This window comes from Streptomyces sp. B8-7 (assembly GCF_058833805.1).
Genome location: NZ_JBYRRL010000002.1, coordinates 1,294,152 through 1,309,176 on the forward strand (window position 1 = coordinate 1,294,152; position 15,025 = coordinate 1,309,176).

Here is a 15,025-nt window from a genome sequence, read left to right on the forward strand (position 1 = left end):
GGCCCGGCCCGGGGCCCGGCTGCGGCCCGGCCGCCGGAGGACCGCCCTCCCGGCCGTCCGGCAGCCCGGCCGGTGTCCGGCAACCGGCCGATCGGTCGACAGGCGGCAAAAGGTCATCGAATGTCCTTTGTCTACCGTTCCATGGTGCCTAGCGTGGCCGCGGAACAGAAACTTCGCGGGGCGCAGGACCCGTCCGCCTCCCCGGAAACGAGGTGTCGCCACGTGCGCGGGTGCGGATTCCAGCGGGCTAGCGGGAAGAAGGTGCGTGACGTGCGGGTGCGACGGCTGCGAGCGCTCGCCGTACTGCCGTTGCTGGCGAGCGTCCTCGCCTCCTGCGGCGACGGCGGCGGCTCCGGTCCGGTCGGGATCAACTGGTACAACTTCCCCGACGACTCGGGCGCGCTGCAGCAGGCGGCCGACCGGTGCAGCAGCTCCTCCGGCGGCCGCTACAAGATCAACTACAACAAGCTTCCGCGCGCCGCCGACGGCCAGCGCCAGCAGCTCGTCCGCCGTCTCGCCGCCGAGGACGACTCGCTGGACATCCTCGGCCTCGACGTCACCTGGGCACCCGAGTTCGCCGAGGCGCGCTGGATCCGCGAGTGGACCGGCACGATGAAGCAGCAGGCCACCGAGGGCACCCTGCGCGTCCCGCTGCAGACCGCGACGTGGAAGGGCAAGCTGTACGCCGTCCCGTACAACACCAACACCCAACTCCTGTGGTACCGCGCGGACCTGGTGCCGAAGCCGCCCGAGACCTGGGCGGAGATGCTGGACATGGCGACCGCGCTCGCCGAGGAGGGCAAGCCCCACTACGTGGAGATCCAGGGCGCCCAGTACGAGGGGCTGACCGTCTGGTTCAACACCCTGATCAGCAGCGCGGGCGGCTCCATCCTCAACGCCGACGCCACCGAGCCCTCCCTCGGCCCGCCCGGCGTGCGGGCCGCCTCCATCATGCGGGACCTGGCGCACTCCCCGGCCGCCGACCCCTCCCTGTCGAACCAGATGGAGGACCAGAACCGGCTCGCCATGGAGTCGGGGCGGGCCGCGTTCGAGCTCAACTACCCCTTCGTCTACCCGTCGATGAAGGCGAACAACGCCAGGCTCTTCAAGGACTTCCGCTGGGCGGCCTACCCCCGGGTCGACGCCGACCGCCCCTCCCGGCCCACCATCGGAGGCATCGACCTGGCGGTCAGCGCGTACTCCCGCCACCCGGACCTGGCTTTCGAGGCGGCCCTGTGCCTGCGCAACCGCGACAACCAGCTCACCGCCGCCCTGGAGGGCGGTCTGCCGCCGACGCTGCGCTCGCTGTACGACGACGCGTCGTTCGTCGAGGAGTACCCGTTCGCCGGGGAGGTGCTGTCCGCGCTGGAGTCGGCGAGTGTCCGCCCGCAGACACCGGCGTACCAGAACGTGTCGATCGTGGTCTCCCACACGCTCTCCCCGCCGTCCGCGATCAAGCCGGAGAGCTCGATCGCCACCATGAGCGACCAGATCAGCGATGCCCTGCAATCCAAGGGTGTGATCCCGTGAACCGCCACCGCCCGACCTCCGACGCCCGCCGCCCCCGCGCGCGGCACCCGCACCGGGGTGGTGCCAGATGAGCGAGCCGAGCGAACCGGGCCGCACGGCCGCGCCCGACCAGGGTCCGCCGCCCGCCGGGCAGCAGCCCGAGGCCGACCGGGCGGCACTCTCCGAGGGGGCCCGCCAGGAGCGCCGGCTGGGCTGGATGCTGTGCGCGCCGGCCGTCGTCGTGATGGTCGCCGTCACCGCCTACCCCATCGTCTACGCCTTCTACCTCTCACTCCAGCGCTACGACCTGCGCTTCCCGGGACAGGCCGAGTTCGTCGGCTTCAGCAACTACGGATCGGTGCTGTCCTCCCCGTACTGGTGGGACGCCTTCTGGGTGACGGTGTTCATCACCGCGGTCTCGGTGGCCATCGAACTGGTCCTCGGCATGGGGCTCGCCCTGGTCATGCACCGCACCATCTTCTGGCGCGGCACCGTCCGCACCTCGGTCCTCATCCCGTACGGCATCGTCACCGTGGTCGCCGCGTTCTCCTGGCAGTACGCCTGGACGCCCGAACTCGGCTACCTCGCCGAGCTGCTGCCCGCCGGCGACGCCCCGCTGACCGAGCACTGGTCCGCCCTGTGGCTGATCATCCTCGCCGAGGTGTGGAAGACCACCCCGTTCATGGCGCTGCTGCTGCTGGCGGGTCTCGCCCTGGTCCCCGAGGAGACCCTGAAGGCCGCCATGGTCGACGGAGCCTCCCCCTGGCAGCGTTTCACCAAGGTGATGCTGCCCCTGATGAAACCGGCCATCCTGGTGGCGCTGCTCTTCCGCACGCTCGACGCGTTCCGGATCTTCGACAACATCTACATCCTGACGGCCGGGGCGCACGACACCGGATCCCTGTCGATCCTCGGCTACGACAACCTGTTCACCGCGCTGAACCTGGGCATCGGTTCGACGATCTCCGTGCTGATCTTCATCTGCGTCGCGATCATCGCCTTCGCCTTCGTCAAGCTGTTCGGCGCGGCCGCTCCGGGCGCGGAGGTGAAGCGCTGATGGCCGCTGTGGGCACGTCGCACGCCACCCGCTGGGGCGTCGTCAACGTCGTGGTGGTGCTGTACGCCCTGTTCCCGGTGTGGTGGATCGCCGCACTGTCCTTCAAGGACCCCTCCACCCTCACCGACGGCGACTACATTCCCCGGGACTGGACCTGGGAGAACTACCGCGGCATCTTCGAGACCAGCGAGTTCACCCGCGCGCTGATCAACTCGATCGGCATCGCCCTGATCTCCACCGTGATCGCCGTGGCCCTGGGCACCATGGCCGCCTACGCGGTGGCCCGGCTCCGCTTCCCCGGCAAGCGCCTCCTCATCGGAATGTCGCTGCTGATCGCGATGTTCCCGCCGATCTCCCTGGTCTCGCCGCTGTTCAACATCGAGCGCATCCTGGGCATCTTCGACACCTGGATCGGGCTGATCATCCCCTACATGACGTTCTCGCTGCCGCTGGCCATCTACACCCTGTCGGCGTTCTTCCGCGAGATCCCCTGGGACCTGGAGAAGGCCGCCAAGGTCGACGGCGCCACCCCGGCGCAGGCGTTCCGGCTCGTCATCGTGCCGCTCGCGGCGCCCGGCGTGTTCACCACGGCCATCCTCGTGTTCATCTTCTGCTGGAACGACTTCCTCTTCGCGATCTCGCTGACCTCCACCGAGGCGGCACGCACGGTGCCGGCCGCCATCGCCTTCTTCACCGGCAGTTCGCAGTTCGAGCAGCCCACGGGATCGATCGCCGCCGCGGCCATGGTGATCACCATCCCGATCATCCTCTTCGTTCTGTTCTTCCAGCGGCGGATCGTCGCCGGACTGACCTCCGGGGCGGTCAAGGGGTGACCGGCACCCCGGCCGGCGTCCCGGCAGGTCCCCGCGCGCGTACCCGTCGCCGGTCCGGCACACCGGTCCCGCACCCCGCATGCCCCGCATCCCGGACCCGGAAGCCGTGAAGGCAAGGAGGCACCACCCATGGCCGAGATCGTTCTCGAGGGCGTCACCAAACGGTTCCCCGACGGATCACTCGCCGTCCAGGGCGTCGACCTGGCCATCGACGACGGCGAGTTCGTGATCCTGGTCGGCCCGTCCGGATGCGGCAAGTCCACCACCCTGAACATGATCGCGGGCCTGGAGGACATCACCTCCGGCACCCTGCGCATCGGCGACCGCGTCGTCAACGACCTCTCGCCCAAGGACCGGGACGTGGCCATGGTGTTCCAGAGCTACGCCCTGTACCCGCACCTGAGCGTCCGCGAGAACATGGGCTTCCCGCTGCGGCTGGCGAAGGTCGACAAGAACACCGTCAACAGCAAGGTGGAGGAGGCCGCCCGCATCCTGGACCTGACCGACTTCCTGGACCGCAGGCCCGCCGCCCTGTCCGGCGGGCAGCGCCAGCGCGTCGCCATGGGCCGCGCCATCGTCCGCGACCCCAAGGCGTTCCTGATGGACGAGCCGCTGTCCAACCTGGACGCCAAACTGCGGGTCCAGATGCGCACCCAGATCTCCCGGCTGCAGCGCCGCCTGGGCACCACCACCGTGTACGTCACCCACGACCAGACCGAGGCCATGACGCTGGGGGACCGCGTCGTCGTCATGCGACTCGGAGTGGTCCAGCAGATCGGTACCCCCGCGCAGCTGTACGACCTGCCGCGCAACCTGTTCGTGGCCGGCTTCATCGGCTCCCCGGCGATGAACTTCCTCAACGCGGCCGTGGAGAACGGCGTGCTGCGCTCGGCCCTGGGCGACCTGCCCCTCGACGACGCCACCCGGCAGTCCCTCGAACGGCAGAACGCGCCCCGCGACGTCATCGTGGGCCTGCGGCCCGAGGCGTTCGAGGACGCCGCCCTCGCCCGCGACCGGCAGGGCCCCACCGTCACCGTCACCGTCGACGTGCTGGAGTCCCTCGGCTCCGACGTCTACGTCTACTTCACCGAGGAGGGCGGACCCGCCAGGACCGCCGAACTCGACGAACTCGCCACCGACTCGGGCCGCACCGACACCGGGGCCGGCGGCGCCCAGCAGATCGTGGCCCGGCTCGATCCGGCCACCCGCGCCCGCGAGGGCGAACGCCTCGACCTGCGCATCGACATGGGCAAGGCGCACGTGTTCGACCCGTCCAACGGCACCAACCTCACCCACCCCGAGCGGACCGGCCGCCGGCCGGCCGCTTTGCGGTGGTCGCCCCGCGGTCCGCGGACAGCGCCCTCCGGCCCGCACACCCCGGCCCCGCTCTCCGGCCGCCGGCGGGAAGGGGCCAAGGGCGGCTTCTGCCCCTCTGAGAGAAGACAACTCCCCATCCGGGTAAACACCTTGAGCGCCAAGGGCTGTATCAGGGTGTCACTGGTGTGAGTCCTAGAAAGGACACGGGAGATGGTCGACCCTGGGGTGGTGGTCGTGGTGCTGGTGAGTGCACGGCTGGTGCACGCGCTGGCGGCGCTGTGGCGGCGGCCGGCGCTGGAGCGGGCCTGGGCGAGTGCCCTGACCGCGGTCGTACGGGCCGCGGGGCCCGACCGCGCGGTCGAGGTCAGCCGCGCCGACGGGGACACGGTCACCGTACGGCCGGCGGCCGCGAGCGGGTTCCGCGGGGGCGCGGACGGGAGCACGGGCGCGGACCCGGTACCTCTGGCGGCCGGTGCCGGTGCCGGTGCCGGTGCCGGTGTGGGTGCGCGTGCCGACTGCGGTGGCGGAACCGGGGCCGACGGGCGGGACCGGCCGTGAGCGCGGACACGGACCTGGAGTCCGGGCCGCGGCCGGGGGACTTCGAGGCGTTCTTCGCCGGGGCCTACCAGCGCGTCACCGCCCAGGTGATCATGCTGTGCGGCAGCCGTGAGGACGCCGAGGACGTCACCCAGGAGGCGTTCGTCGAGGCGTACCGCGTCTGGGACCGGATCCGGGACTACGACCTGCCCGAGGCGTGGGTGCACCGCGTCGCCGTCCAGCGGGTGTGGAAGGCGCGGCGCAGACGCCGCAAGGGCGAGGACCGGCTTCCCGACCTGCCGGTCCCGCTCGTCGCGGGTCCCGAGCAGACCGCCGAGGCCCGGGAGGTGCTGCGGCTGCTCGCGGCACTGCCGCCGCGCCAGCGGATCACCATGGTGCTGTTCTGCCTGCACGGCTGGTCCCAGCAGGACATCGCCAGGGCGCTGCGGACGACGCGGGGCGGCGTCGCCGCCAACGTCTCCAAGGCGCGCCGGACGCTCAGGGAGGCGCTGGACATGGCCGCGGACGGCGCGACGGGCCGTGACCCGTTCCTGGCCGGCCCCGGACCGGCCGGCACGGGCGGGACCCCACCGGGCCGCGGCCGCACCGGCGGCGACCCGGTGACCAGGGCGCTGCGCGAGACGCAGGCCTGGCTGCGGGCCGCCGTCGAGGCGGACCCCGAGCTGCTGGAGCGCGGGCGCCGGGCCCTCGCCCGGCGGCTCCGGGAGCGCGGATGAGCGCCGTGCCGGGCAGGCTGCGGGGGCTGCTGGCGGTGGGACTGCTCGCCGGGTTCTACGTGGTGGCGTTCCTGCTGCTCGCCGTCGACACCGCGCTGGTCCTCACCGTGCTGTGGATGGTGGTCGAGTCCCCCACCCGGGCCGGCAACTGGTCCCTCGTCATCGCCGGCAGCATCCCGGCGGCGTTCGCCCTCGTGTACGGGATCGCCACCGTGAGCCGGGCGGAGACCCCGCCGCCCGGGTCGGTGGAGCTGCGCCGCCGCGAGGCGCCCGCCCTGTGGCGGCTGGTGGAGGACCTCGCCGCGCAGCTGCGGACCCGGCCGCCCAGCCGTATCCGCCTCACCGCGGAACCCAACGCGTCGGTGTCGGAGGAGGCGCGGATGCTCGGCTTCGCCGTCGGACAGCGCACCCTGCACCTGGGTCTGCCCCTGCTGCACCGGCTCTCCCCCGAGCAGCTGCGGGCCGTGCTCTGCCACGAACTCGGCCACTACGCGGGCCGGCACACCCGCTTCGGCGCGGTCACCTACCGCGGTGCCGCCTCCCTGAACTCCGCCCTCTTCCGGCTGCGGATGACCGCCCGCTGGGGCGGGGCCACGGGGTACGCCAGGCTGTTCCATCTGGTGATCGGCTGCTACGCGGCGCTGTATCTGCGGGTGTCGCTGGCGGTGCGCCGCCGCCAGGAACTGGAGGCGGACGCCGAGGCGGTCGCGCTGGCCGGCGCGGAGGCCACCGCCGACGCGCTGCGCTGCGTCCACGCGCTGGGCGTCACCTGGGCCGGGTTCTCCGGTCGCTTCCTCCGGCCGGTGCAGCGTCTCGGGTTCATGCCCGAGGACGTGTTCGACACGTTCGCGGCGATGCTCGCCGACCCGCTCGTCGAGGAGCGCATGGCGGAACTGCGCGAGCATCCGGTCGAGCCGGCCCGCTCCCCGCTGGACTCCCATCCGCCGCTGGCCCGCCGCCTCGCCCTGATCGAGGCCGCCGGGCCCGGCGGCCTCGATCAGCACGACCGGACCCGAGCGGAGCCGGGCCCCCTCCTCACCGACCCCGCTCCGGCCGCGCGCGTCCAGCGCAGGATGCTCGCCGAAGCCGGGAGCCCGCAAACGGCCCTGCCCCAGAACCGCTGGGCCGACCTCGCGGCGGAGGCGTTCGCGATCGAACCCGCCGGCCTGCTGCTGGAGGCCGCCCGCGACACGGGCGCGGCCCACCGTCCCACCCTCGGCACCGTCCTCGCCCTGCTGGACCGGGGGGAGCACAGCCGGCTCGTCCGCCGCCTCACCGGCGCACCGGCCCCCGAGGAGCAACTCGCCGAAGCGCTGTACGCGCTGACCGGACAGGCCCTGGCCGGGGCCGGCCGCGCCCGCTGGTCGCTCAGCTGGACACGGGGCTACCTGCTGCAGTGCCCGCGCGACCCGTCCGGGCGCCTGGAGCGCCTGGTGGCGGACGCCGCCCGCGACAGTGCGGGGGTGGCCCCGCTGCGGGGCGAGCTGGCCCGGCTCGGCCTGGACGTGGACGCGCCGGTGGTGCTGACGCCGCGGACGGCGACGCCGCCGGCCGGGCGGACCCGGCGTGAGCGGGCCGCCCGGGGCGCCCCGGACGTGGTCGTCGAGGAGCTGCGGCGGCAGCGGACGGTGGCCAAGGTGACCATGGGCGCCCTCGCCGCCGTCGCGGTGGTGTGGGGCATCGCGCTGCTCGGTACGGACCCGTCGCAGCCCTACGCGCAGACCGCCCGGCCGGTGCGGCCCACCCAGGCCCTCCCGCCGTACGACTCGGCACCGCTGTACCCGTCGGCACCGCCGTACGATTCGGCACCGCTGTACCCTTCCGCACCGCTGTACCCGTCGGCATCGCTCTACCCGGACCTGCCCACGGCGCCCGCGTTCACCGACCCGCTGCCCTCGCCGAGCCCCACCTGGGAGTTCCCGCTGCCGTCGCTCGGCCTCCCCCTGCTCCGCGTCCACCAGGTCGTGGCCGGCGACACCCTGCTCGGCCTCGCCTGCCGGTACGACACGACGGTCGGCGAACTCCAGGACCTCAACGACCTCGGCGGGAGCACTGATCTGACGGTGGGTCAAAAGCTGATGGTGCCCGGCAGGCAGTCCGCGGTCCGCGACGCGCGGTGCCGGTGAGGGCGGCCCCGCGCCGCGGGCGAGGGCGGCGGCGCATCGGACCGGCGGTACCGGCCGGGGTCAGCGCCGGCGGCGTCGGCGCCGCGGCGGCTCGTCGACGGGCCGCCACCAGGCGAACCGGTCGGAGCGCCGCCACGAGAACCCGGCGTCGTGGTCCGGGAAGAGGACGCTGTGTGCTCCGTGGGCGCCGAAGCGGTCCGCGTGGGCATCGCCGCCCGGTCCCGGGCCGGACTCCCACACGAAGGGATCGGCCGCGGCCGGCGGCGGCTCCTGCGCCGCCCTCCGCCCGGCCCCGGGCGCGGCGGCGGGCGGCCCGGGCCGGCGGTCGTACGCGGCTCGCCGCGCCGGATCGCGCAGCGTCTCGTAGGCCCGGCACACGCGCCGGAACACCTCCGCGTCACCGCCGCGGTCGGGATGCTCGGTGAGTGCCCGGCGGCGGAACGCCCGTACGATGTCGGACCGTTTGGCGTCCGACGGGACGCCCAGCACGGCATAGGGGTCGAACTCCTCCGCCGAGGTCATCGGGGTGCCACCTCGGCCTGCCGGCACACCAGCCGCCAGGACGCGCGGTGCGCCGGACCGGACAGTCCCGCACCGTGTCCCGCGGCGAACGTCACCCGGTGGCGCCCGGCGAGGTAGCACCACACGTCGAGTTCGTCGTCGTGGCCGGAGTAGAAGAAGTCCCCGCGCTCGAACGCGTCCCCGTTGACGAAGGGCCACTGCAGCCGGGACTGCGCCTCCGCGGGCAGGTTGCCCAGGAAGCCGCTGAGGCGCGCCGGCAGCGCCGGATCACCGCCGTCGGTCCGCGGCGTGTCCGGGCCGGGCAGCGGGGGCCGGCCGCCCCGCACCCGCCTCGGCTTCTGTACGACGCTCGCGTGCCGCACCGACCCCGGCGCGAACGGGACGACGGTCAGCAACTGCGCCGGCCTGCCCCGGCCGTTGAGCGTCGGGGTGCACACGGCGAGCCCGCGTTCCCCGAACACCACCGCGTACGGACGGTCGCTGCCGGTGCTATGGCAGTACGCCCACCACTCCACGACCGGACCGACCCGGGCGACCATCCGGTCGCGCACGCCCGCGCCCAGCCGGTCCCACCAGTACTCGCGTCCCGGCAGGTCGACGAAGCCGAGCCGCCCGGCGTCGTGCAGCGGGGCGTGCGCCCCGCCACCGTCGCCCGCCGCCGGCAACGCCCCTGACCGGCGCTGGAGTTGCCCGGCGCCGCCGGTCCGGGACCGCGGAACTGGCTGCGACGTCATACGAGGCCTCCCCGGGCGGGCCAACCGCCATCGGCCCATTGTCGCCCAAGCACCCTTGCCGGGACAGGGGGTTGACGACTCGCGGGAAGGGCCGGAGGGCCCAGGAGCCGAGAGGACGGGCGGTGGGGAGTGGTGGGTGGCGGGCCGTCGGCCGGCGGCGGCCGGCCGGTCGGGCTGCGCCCGGCGGCCCTCAGTCCGTCCGGCGCAGGCCCGCGACCAGCAGGGCGACCATGCCGCGGGCGTCGTAGCGGGGGTCGGTGTCGGCGCCGATGCACAGGTTCCCGATGCCGCGCAGCACCTGGTAGGCGTCCAGGCCGGCCCGGACCTCGCCGGAGTCCGCCGCGGCGTCCAGGAGGCGGGCGCTCACCGGCAGCAGCCGGTCCAGGAAGTAGGCGTGGAGCCCCTCGAAGCTGGCGCTGTCGGCCTGCATCGCGGCGGCCAGACCGTGCTTGGTCACCAGGAAGTCGACGAACAGGTCGATCCACCCCTCCAGGGCGGCGAGGGGGGTGGGGGCGGATTCCAGCAGGGTCGCGCCCGCTTCCGCACAGGTGTCGACCTGGTGCCGGTAGACCGCGATGACGAGGTCCGCCCGGGTCGGGAAGTGGCGGTAGAACGTGCCCATCCCGACCCCCGCCTCGGCGGCGATCTCGCGGACCGGAGCCTCGACCCCCGAGGTGACGAAGACGGCGGCGGCCGCCTCCAGCAGGGTCTGCTGGTTGCGCCGGGCGTCCTTGCGCCGGGACCCGGCCGAGCCCGCCCTGCTCCCGCTGCCGTCGTTCATCGCGCACCTTTCCGCCGACCGGCCTTGCAAAGCGGAACGCTGTTCCGTATCGTAAGTGGAGCAAGGTTCCGTTTCATTCATCATGACAGACCGGGATGCCGGCGGCCAAGCCGCCTTCCCCGGCGTGCTCCGGACCCGTGACGACGGGGCCGCGGGACGCCGGTCCCGGAGGGCGCGGCGGCATCGCCGGCGCGGCGGGTGCCCCACCGGCCGATGGCACCCGACGGCGGCTGTGCATCGGATGCTTGGTGCTTGGTGCTTGGTGCTTGGTGCCGAGTGCCGGGTGCGCCTGGTGCGTGGCGGTGCGCGTGCGGTGCCGCCGCCCCGGCTTCCCTTCCGCGGGCCGACGTTCCCGCCCGCCCCGCCCTGTCCCGCCCCTCGCCCCCGTCCCGTGCGCCGGAAGCGTGCTGCTTCCCGTGCCCTGATCCCGGTCCCGATCTCGGCTCGGCCCCGAGCCGATCCGGCCCAGCCCTACGAAAGGTCCTTTCGGTGTCCGACACGACCGCTGTGAACGCACAGCGCCGCCTCACCGCTCCGCCCGCCCCCGTGGTGTCCGTCAAGCCGGTCGTCCTGCCCTCTCCCGCCGCCCGCGGAGCGGACCTCCAGGTCCGGGTCTCCGCTCCCGCCACCGGCTCCGGCCTGCCCGTCGTCGTCCTCTCGCACGGCTACGGCTGGTCGATGGACGGCTATGCCCCGCTCGCCGACCACTGGGCCGCGCACGGCTTCGTGGTCGTCCAGCCGACCCACCTCGACTCCCGGACGCTCGGCATCCCGGCCGAGGACCCCCGCACGCCGCACATATGGCGCCTGCGGGTCGACGACATCACCCGCGTACTGGATCACCTCGACCTGCTGGAGGCCGCCGTGCCCGGTCTCGGCGGGCGCGTCGACCGGGGCCGGGCCGCCGTCGCCGGCCACTCCTGGGGGGCCCAGACCGTCAGCACCCTGCTGGGTGCCCGCGTCCTCGACGCCGACGGCAGGCCGGGGGAGGACCTGTCGGACCCACGGGTGTCGGCGGGCGTGCTGCTGGCCCTGACCGGCCTCGGGGACGACCTCACCCCGTTCGCCGCCGAGCACTTCCCCTTCATGAGGCCGTCCTTCGCCACGATGACGACGCCCGCCCTCGTCGTCGCCGGCGACCACGACGACTCCCCGCTGTCCACCCGCGGACCCGACTGGTTCACCGACCCCTACACCCACAGCCCCGCGCACAAGACCCTGCTCACGCTGTTCGGTGCGGAGCACTCGCTCGGCGGCGTCTGCGGACACGGGGCCGCCGAGACCACGGACGAGAGCCCCGCCCGGGTCGCCCTCGTCCAGCGCCTCAGCACGGCCTTCCTCCACAGCGCTCTCACCTCCGACGAGAGCGCCTGGCGGGCCGCGGCCGCGGAGCTGGCGGAAGCCCCCGAACCTCTCGGGAAGCTGCAGAGCAAGTAGGCCGACCCCGGCCGGAGCCGCCCCTGCCGCCGCCCCGGGCCGGCGGTAGGGGAGCACGGGAGCGGCGAGCCGTGCCGCCGCTGTCGGCCGGACCCGCCGGACCCGCCGGACCCCGGGGCGGCCGGGCCGTGCGAGGCCGGTCGCGGCCCGCCCGCTCCGGCGGGCGGATGCGGCCCGGGCCCGCCCGCGAGGCCCTCTCGCCCCGGTCCCCGCTCCCGGACGGCCTCACGCCCGACCGTCACCTCCGGCCCCCGTCCCAGGTGTCCTAGGGCGTGTTTCGAAAGTCCCGCCTGCCTGGCGGCGTCTGGCACGCACGCTCGCCGCGCTGTCGGGCTCGCCCCGATACATCCAGTATCGGGGCGACCCTCCGCCTTGCGATCGCACACACCAGACGCCGCCAGGCCTGCCCTTCGGGCAGACGACGCTACTTTCAAAACACGCCCTAGCGGTCGACCGGCAGGGTCCCGCACCGCATCTCACCGCACATCACCCCTCCGGGTCGTCCGCCGGACGATCCGCTGTGACCAGCCACGAGGTGCTGAGCAGCCGGACCGTGCCGTCGCCGGCGGCGTGCACGCGAAGCCGGTCTGCAAGGAACCGGTGGGCGCGGTCGCGGTCGGGGGCGTCCAGCGCGGCCGTCAGATGCCGGCCGGGACCGGTGGCCAGCAGGAACCGCGCGGCGTCTGCGGGACTGTGTCCCCAGACGCCGCGGGTCTCGGCCCGCTCCGCGCCGATGCGCGTGAACCCGGCGGCGGTGAGGACCGCGCGGATGCGGTCCGGGGACATCAGGGAGAACATGCCGGGTGCCGCGGGTGCCTCGGACGTTCGCCCCGTGTCGTCCGCGCCGAGGAAGTCCCGCAGCGCGGCCGTCGCCACCGCCCACTCGTTGAGCTGCGGAGCCGCCGGGCAGACGAACGCCAGGCGTCCGCCGGGCCGCAGGGCCCGCCCGATGTTGGCGAAGGCCGCTTCGGGGTCGGAGTAGAACATGACCCCGTAGCGGCTGATCGCCGCGTCGAAGGCGGCCGTCCCGAGAGGGTGGACCTGGGCGTCGCCGTGCACGAAGGAGGCGTTGGCGACGCCCTCCCGGGCGGCCCGGGCCCTCGCCTCCGCCAGCATCGGCTCGGACAGGTCGAGCCCGACCGCCTGCCCGTGCGGAGCCCGCCGCGCGGCGAGGAGGGTGGTCTGGCCGGCGCCGCAGCCGAGATCGAGGACACGGTCGCCGCCGGTGATCGCGGCGGCCGTCAGCAAGGGGTCGTCGAAGCCGCCGTTGACGGCGTTCCAGCGGTCGTGACTGCGGGCCCAGTGGACCCCTTCCGCGCCGTTCCACGCCTGCGCCTGCTCGGTGTTGACGATCTCGGCCATGCACTGCCTCCCCGGACGTGAACCAGAATGGGCGGACGCCCAAACCTGTGGATCACAGTATGGGCGCATGCCCAAACATGCAAGAGCGGCTACGATCCGCAGGGACGGCGGGGGAGCGTCCCCGGCCCGGGAGAGTGAGGGGGGCCGATGGCACCGCGGGGCGTGGCCACGCCGGACGTACGCGAGCGGCTGTTCGCCGCCGCCGAACGCGTCCTGGGACGGGACGGGCCCGGAGCGCTCACCAGCCGGTCGGTCACCGCCGAGGCCGGTTGCGCCAAGGGGCTGCTGCACGCGCACTTCACGGGGTTCGACGAGTTCGTCGCCGAGCTGTGCCTGGACCGGTTCGCGCGGACCGCCGCCGAGGCCCGGGCGCTGACCGGACGCGTGGGGCTGGGCACGGTGGCGGACAACCTCGGTGCGGTGGTCCTCGCCCTGTTCGAGTCGGGCGGCCCCGCGCTGTCGGGGCTCGCCCTGAGCCGTCCGGCCGCCGCGGCGCGTTTCCGCGCGGCCATGGAGGGCGGAGCACCCGGCTTCGGCGCCATCGAGGAGGCCGTCGCCCGCTATGTGGCGGCAGAGAAGGAACTCGGCCGGGTGGCGGACGGCACGGACCCGGAGATGGTGGCCCTCGCCCTCGTCGGCACCACCCATCACCTGCTGATGACCGGCTGGGCGGGTTCCCCCGACCCCGGGCCCGCCCTGCGGCGGCTGGTGGCGGCTCTGGTGGCGGAGGGCGCCCCGGGAGCCGGCGGCGGTCCGCTCCGGTGAGAACGGGACGGCCGGGTCCAGGGGCCCGGCCGGCGGAGGCGCAAGGCGGTCAGCCCGCCCGGACGACCACGGCGTACGAGCCGATGCCGAGCAGCCGGTCACCGGCGAGGGTCTCCGCGGCGGTGAGCAGGCCCACGACGCGCCCCGACTCGGGGTCGAAGTCGATGTCCCGGAGCTGACCGGTCTCGGCGCCGCGGTCCGTCAGGACGCGCCGTCCGAGGAGGTCGCGGCAGCCGGCCGCGTGCTCGGCGAGGTCCTCGTCGTCGCCCTCGCGCGCATCGACCCGGGCCATCACCGCGTCGGGGCCGACGGCGTGCACGTACCGCCAGGTCAGCAACGTGCCGCCGCCGTTGGTCTTCTTGAGCCGCAGCGCCACGACGCGGGCCGGGCCGGGGGCGATCACCAGACTGTCGACGAGGCCGATGCGATGCGCCACCTCGGTGTCCATCACAGGCCGGCCGGCCAGCTCGGAGAGCAGCATCAGGCCTCCCTTCCCCCGGCGTCGCCGTCGACGTGGCCCTGGTTGTCCGCCTCGGCCTCTGGCTCGGCACGACGGGCGGCGTCCGCTCCGGTGCGGTCCTCCGCCCCTCCGCCGGCCTTCGCACCGGCGCGGCCGCGGAACGCCGGAATCGCCTTCTCCAGCGAGGGCAGGTCGCCCGACACGTAGTCGGCGACGACGGCCGGGACGACCAGTGCCTCACCGGACACCGCGATGGTCCGGTCGAGCGGGATGAACACGGTGCGTTCGCGGCGGCCGAGGGACGCTGCGGGGGTGATCTCGTATCCGGCGATCCGGGCCTGCGACGAGGTGACCTCGACCACGACGTCGGCGACCTGGCCCAGGGCGGCGCCGGCGTCCGTCAGGACCCGCGCCCCGAGAACGTCGCCACCGCTCGCCTCGGCGGCGTCGGCGACCTCGTCGCGCGGCCGCAGCGCGGACTCGTCGGAGATCATCACGGCGTGCGGCCCCAGGCTCGTCACGGCCTCCCAGGGCAGCGCCCGGTGCTGCGGCCCGGAGAACAGCCCGCGGCCGCTGAGCGTGAACCCCGCGACCCGGCCCGCCTGTCCGTCCAGCACGACGTCCCTCACCTGGGCCACGGCCTCGCCGCCGAGCGTCACCACGGGCCGCCGGGTGATCTGCGACGCCAGCATCAGCACACTCATGCCGACCTGTCCTCACCGTCGAGGCGGGCCCGCCGCACGACCACCACCCCGCCGGACCGCCGCCTCGCCTGGACGCCCGCGAGGGCGCCCGCCCCGGCCGCGCACACGCTCACCACGGTGACGAGCCACACCCACCAGTCCACC

Annotated in this window: 15 protein-coding genes and 1 pseudogene; 9 read left to right on the forward strand and 7 right to left on the reverse strand. The window is 74.1% G+C overall.

Annotated elements, in window-relative coordinates; all coding sequences use genetic code 11:
- The first annotated feature begins 270 nt into the window (after nucleotides 1-270).
- From AC5K6T_RS14230 to AC5K6T_RS14260, 7 genes and pseudogenes are all read left to right on the forward strand, one after another.
- Complete coding sequence (locus tag AC5K6T_RS14230; protein ID WP_493208936.1) at nucleotides 271-1,530, forward strand: ABC transporter substrate-binding protein; 1,260 nt, start codon at nucleotides 271-273, stop codon at nucleotides 1,528-1,530.
- A 67-nt stretch (nucleotides 1,531-1,597) separates the two neighbouring features.
- Nucleotides 1,598-2,566: a carbohydrate ABC transporter permease gene (locus tag AC5K6T_RS14235; RefSeq protein WP_493208938.1), complete on the forward strand. Its 969-nt coding sequence runs from the start codon at nucleotides 1,598-1,600 to the stop codon at nucleotides 2,564-2,566.
- Complete coding sequence (locus AC5K6T_RS14240; protein ID WP_493208940.1) at nucleotides 2,566-3,399, forward strand: carbohydrate ABC transporter permease; 834 nt, start codon at nucleotides 2,566-2,568, stop codon at nucleotides 3,397-3,399. The genes AC5K6T_RS14235 and AC5K6T_RS14240 overlap by 1 nt, the downstream gene beginning before the upstream one ends.
- Before the next feature lie 129 nt (nucleotides 3,400-3,528).
- Nucleotides 3,529-4,701 (forward strand): annotated as a pseudogene (locus AC5K6T_RS14245) (ABC transporter ATP-binding protein); the annotation flags it as partial.
- A gap of 225 nt (nucleotides 4,702-4,926) precedes the next feature.
- Nucleotides 4,927-5,274, forward strand: a complete 348-nt coding sequence (locus AC5K6T_RS14250; RefSeq protein ID WP_493208941.1) for a hypothetical protein — start codon at nucleotides 4,927-4,929, stop codon at nucleotides 5,272-5,274.
- Nucleotides 5,271-5,990, forward strand: coding sequence for an RNA polymerase sigma factor (locus AC5K6T_RS14255; protein WP_493208943.1), 720 nt, complete (start codon nucleotides 5,271-5,273; stop codon nucleotides 5,988-5,990). Before AC5K6T_RS14250 ends, AC5K6T_RS14255 begins: the two co-directional genes overlap by 4 nt.
- A complete protein-coding gene (locus AC5K6T_RS14260) occupies nucleotides 5,987-8,116 on the forward strand; it encodes a M48 family metalloprotease (RefSeq protein ID WP_493208945.1) in 2,130 nt (709 codons plus the stop codon). The genes AC5K6T_RS14255 and AC5K6T_RS14260 overlap by 4 nt, the downstream gene beginning before the upstream one ends.
- A 60-nt stretch (nucleotides 8,117-8,176) precedes the next feature.
- On the opposite strand, the gene AC5K6T_RS14265 is transcribed toward AC5K6T_RS14260, so the two are convergent.
- From AC5K6T_RS14265 to AC5K6T_RS14275, 3 genes are all read right to left on the reverse strand, one after another.
- Nucleotides 8,177-8,638 carry a J domain-containing protein gene (locus tag AC5K6T_RS14265; protein ID WP_493208947.1) on the reverse strand — a complete coding sequence of 154 codons (462 nt, stop codon included), beginning with the start codon at nucleotides 8,636-8,638 and terminating at the stop codon, nucleotides 8,177-8,179.
- Nucleotides 8,635-9,372, reverse strand: a complete 738-nt coding sequence (locus AC5K6T_RS14270) for a hypothetical protein (RefSeq protein WP_493208949.1) — start codon at nucleotides 9,370-9,372, stop codon at nucleotides 8,635-8,637. Before AC5K6T_RS14270 ends, AC5K6T_RS14265 begins: the two co-directional genes overlap by 4 nt.
- Before the next feature lie 190 nt (nucleotides 9,373-9,562).
- Nucleotides 9,563-10,153, reverse strand: a complete 591-nt coding sequence (locus tag AC5K6T_RS14275) for a TetR/AcrR family transcriptional regulator (protein WP_493208951.1) — start codon at nucleotides 10,151-10,153, stop codon at nucleotides 9,563-9,565.
- A 489-nt stretch (nucleotides 10,154-10,642) separates the two neighbouring features.
- Between AC5K6T_RS14275 and AC5K6T_RS14280 the strand changes: the two genes are divergently transcribed.
- Nucleotides 10,643-11,590 (forward strand): alpha/beta hydrolase family protein, encoded by a 948-nt coding sequence (locus AC5K6T_RS14280; protein WP_493208953.1) that lies wholly within the window; start codon nucleotides 10,643-10,645, stop codon nucleotides 11,588-11,590.
- A 486-nt stretch (nucleotides 11,591-12,076) separates the two neighbouring features.
- On the opposite strand, the gene AC5K6T_RS14285 is transcribed toward AC5K6T_RS14280, so the two are convergent.
- A complete protein-coding gene (locus AC5K6T_RS14285; protein ID WP_493208955.1) occupies nucleotides 12,077-12,952 on the reverse strand; it encodes a class I SAM-dependent methyltransferase in 876 nt (291 codons plus the stop codon).
- A gap of 147 nt (nucleotides 12,953-13,099) precedes the next feature.
- Here AC5K6T_RS14285 and AC5K6T_RS14290 point away from each other — a divergent pair, with 147 nt between their 5' ends.
- Complete coding sequence (locus AC5K6T_RS14290) at nucleotides 13,100-13,717, forward strand: TetR/AcrR family transcriptional regulator (protein WP_493208956.1); 618 nt, start codon at nucleotides 13,100-13,102, stop codon at nucleotides 13,715-13,717.
- A gap of 49 nt (nucleotides 13,718-13,766) precedes the next feature.
- Here AC5K6T_RS14290 and AC5K6T_RS14295 read toward each other — a convergent pair whose 3' ends face one another.
- Genes AC5K6T_RS14295 through AC5K6T_RS14305 form a run of 3 tightly spaced genes read right to left on the reverse strand, consistent with a single transcriptional unit; the run spans nucleotide 13,767 to nucleotide 15,024 of the window.
- Nucleotides 13,767-14,198 (reverse strand): PRC-barrel domain-containing protein, encoded by a 432-nt coding sequence (locus AC5K6T_RS14295; protein WP_493208958.1) that lies wholly within the window; start codon nucleotides 14,196-14,198, stop codon nucleotides 13,767-13,769.
- Complete coding sequence (locus AC5K6T_RS14300) at nucleotides 14,198-14,881, reverse strand: PRC-barrel domain-containing protein (protein WP_493208960.1); 684 nt, start codon at nucleotides 14,879-14,881, stop codon at nucleotides 14,198-14,200. The genes AC5K6T_RS14295 and AC5K6T_RS14300 overlap by 1 nt, the downstream gene beginning before the upstream one ends.
- A complete protein-coding gene (locus tag AC5K6T_RS14305) occupies nucleotides 14,878-15,024 on the reverse strand; it encodes a hypothetical protein (protein WP_493208961.1) in 147 nt (48 codons plus the stop codon). Before AC5K6T_RS14305 ends, AC5K6T_RS14300 begins: the two co-directional genes overlap by 4 nt.
- Nucleotide 15,025: the final 1 nt, after the last annotated feature.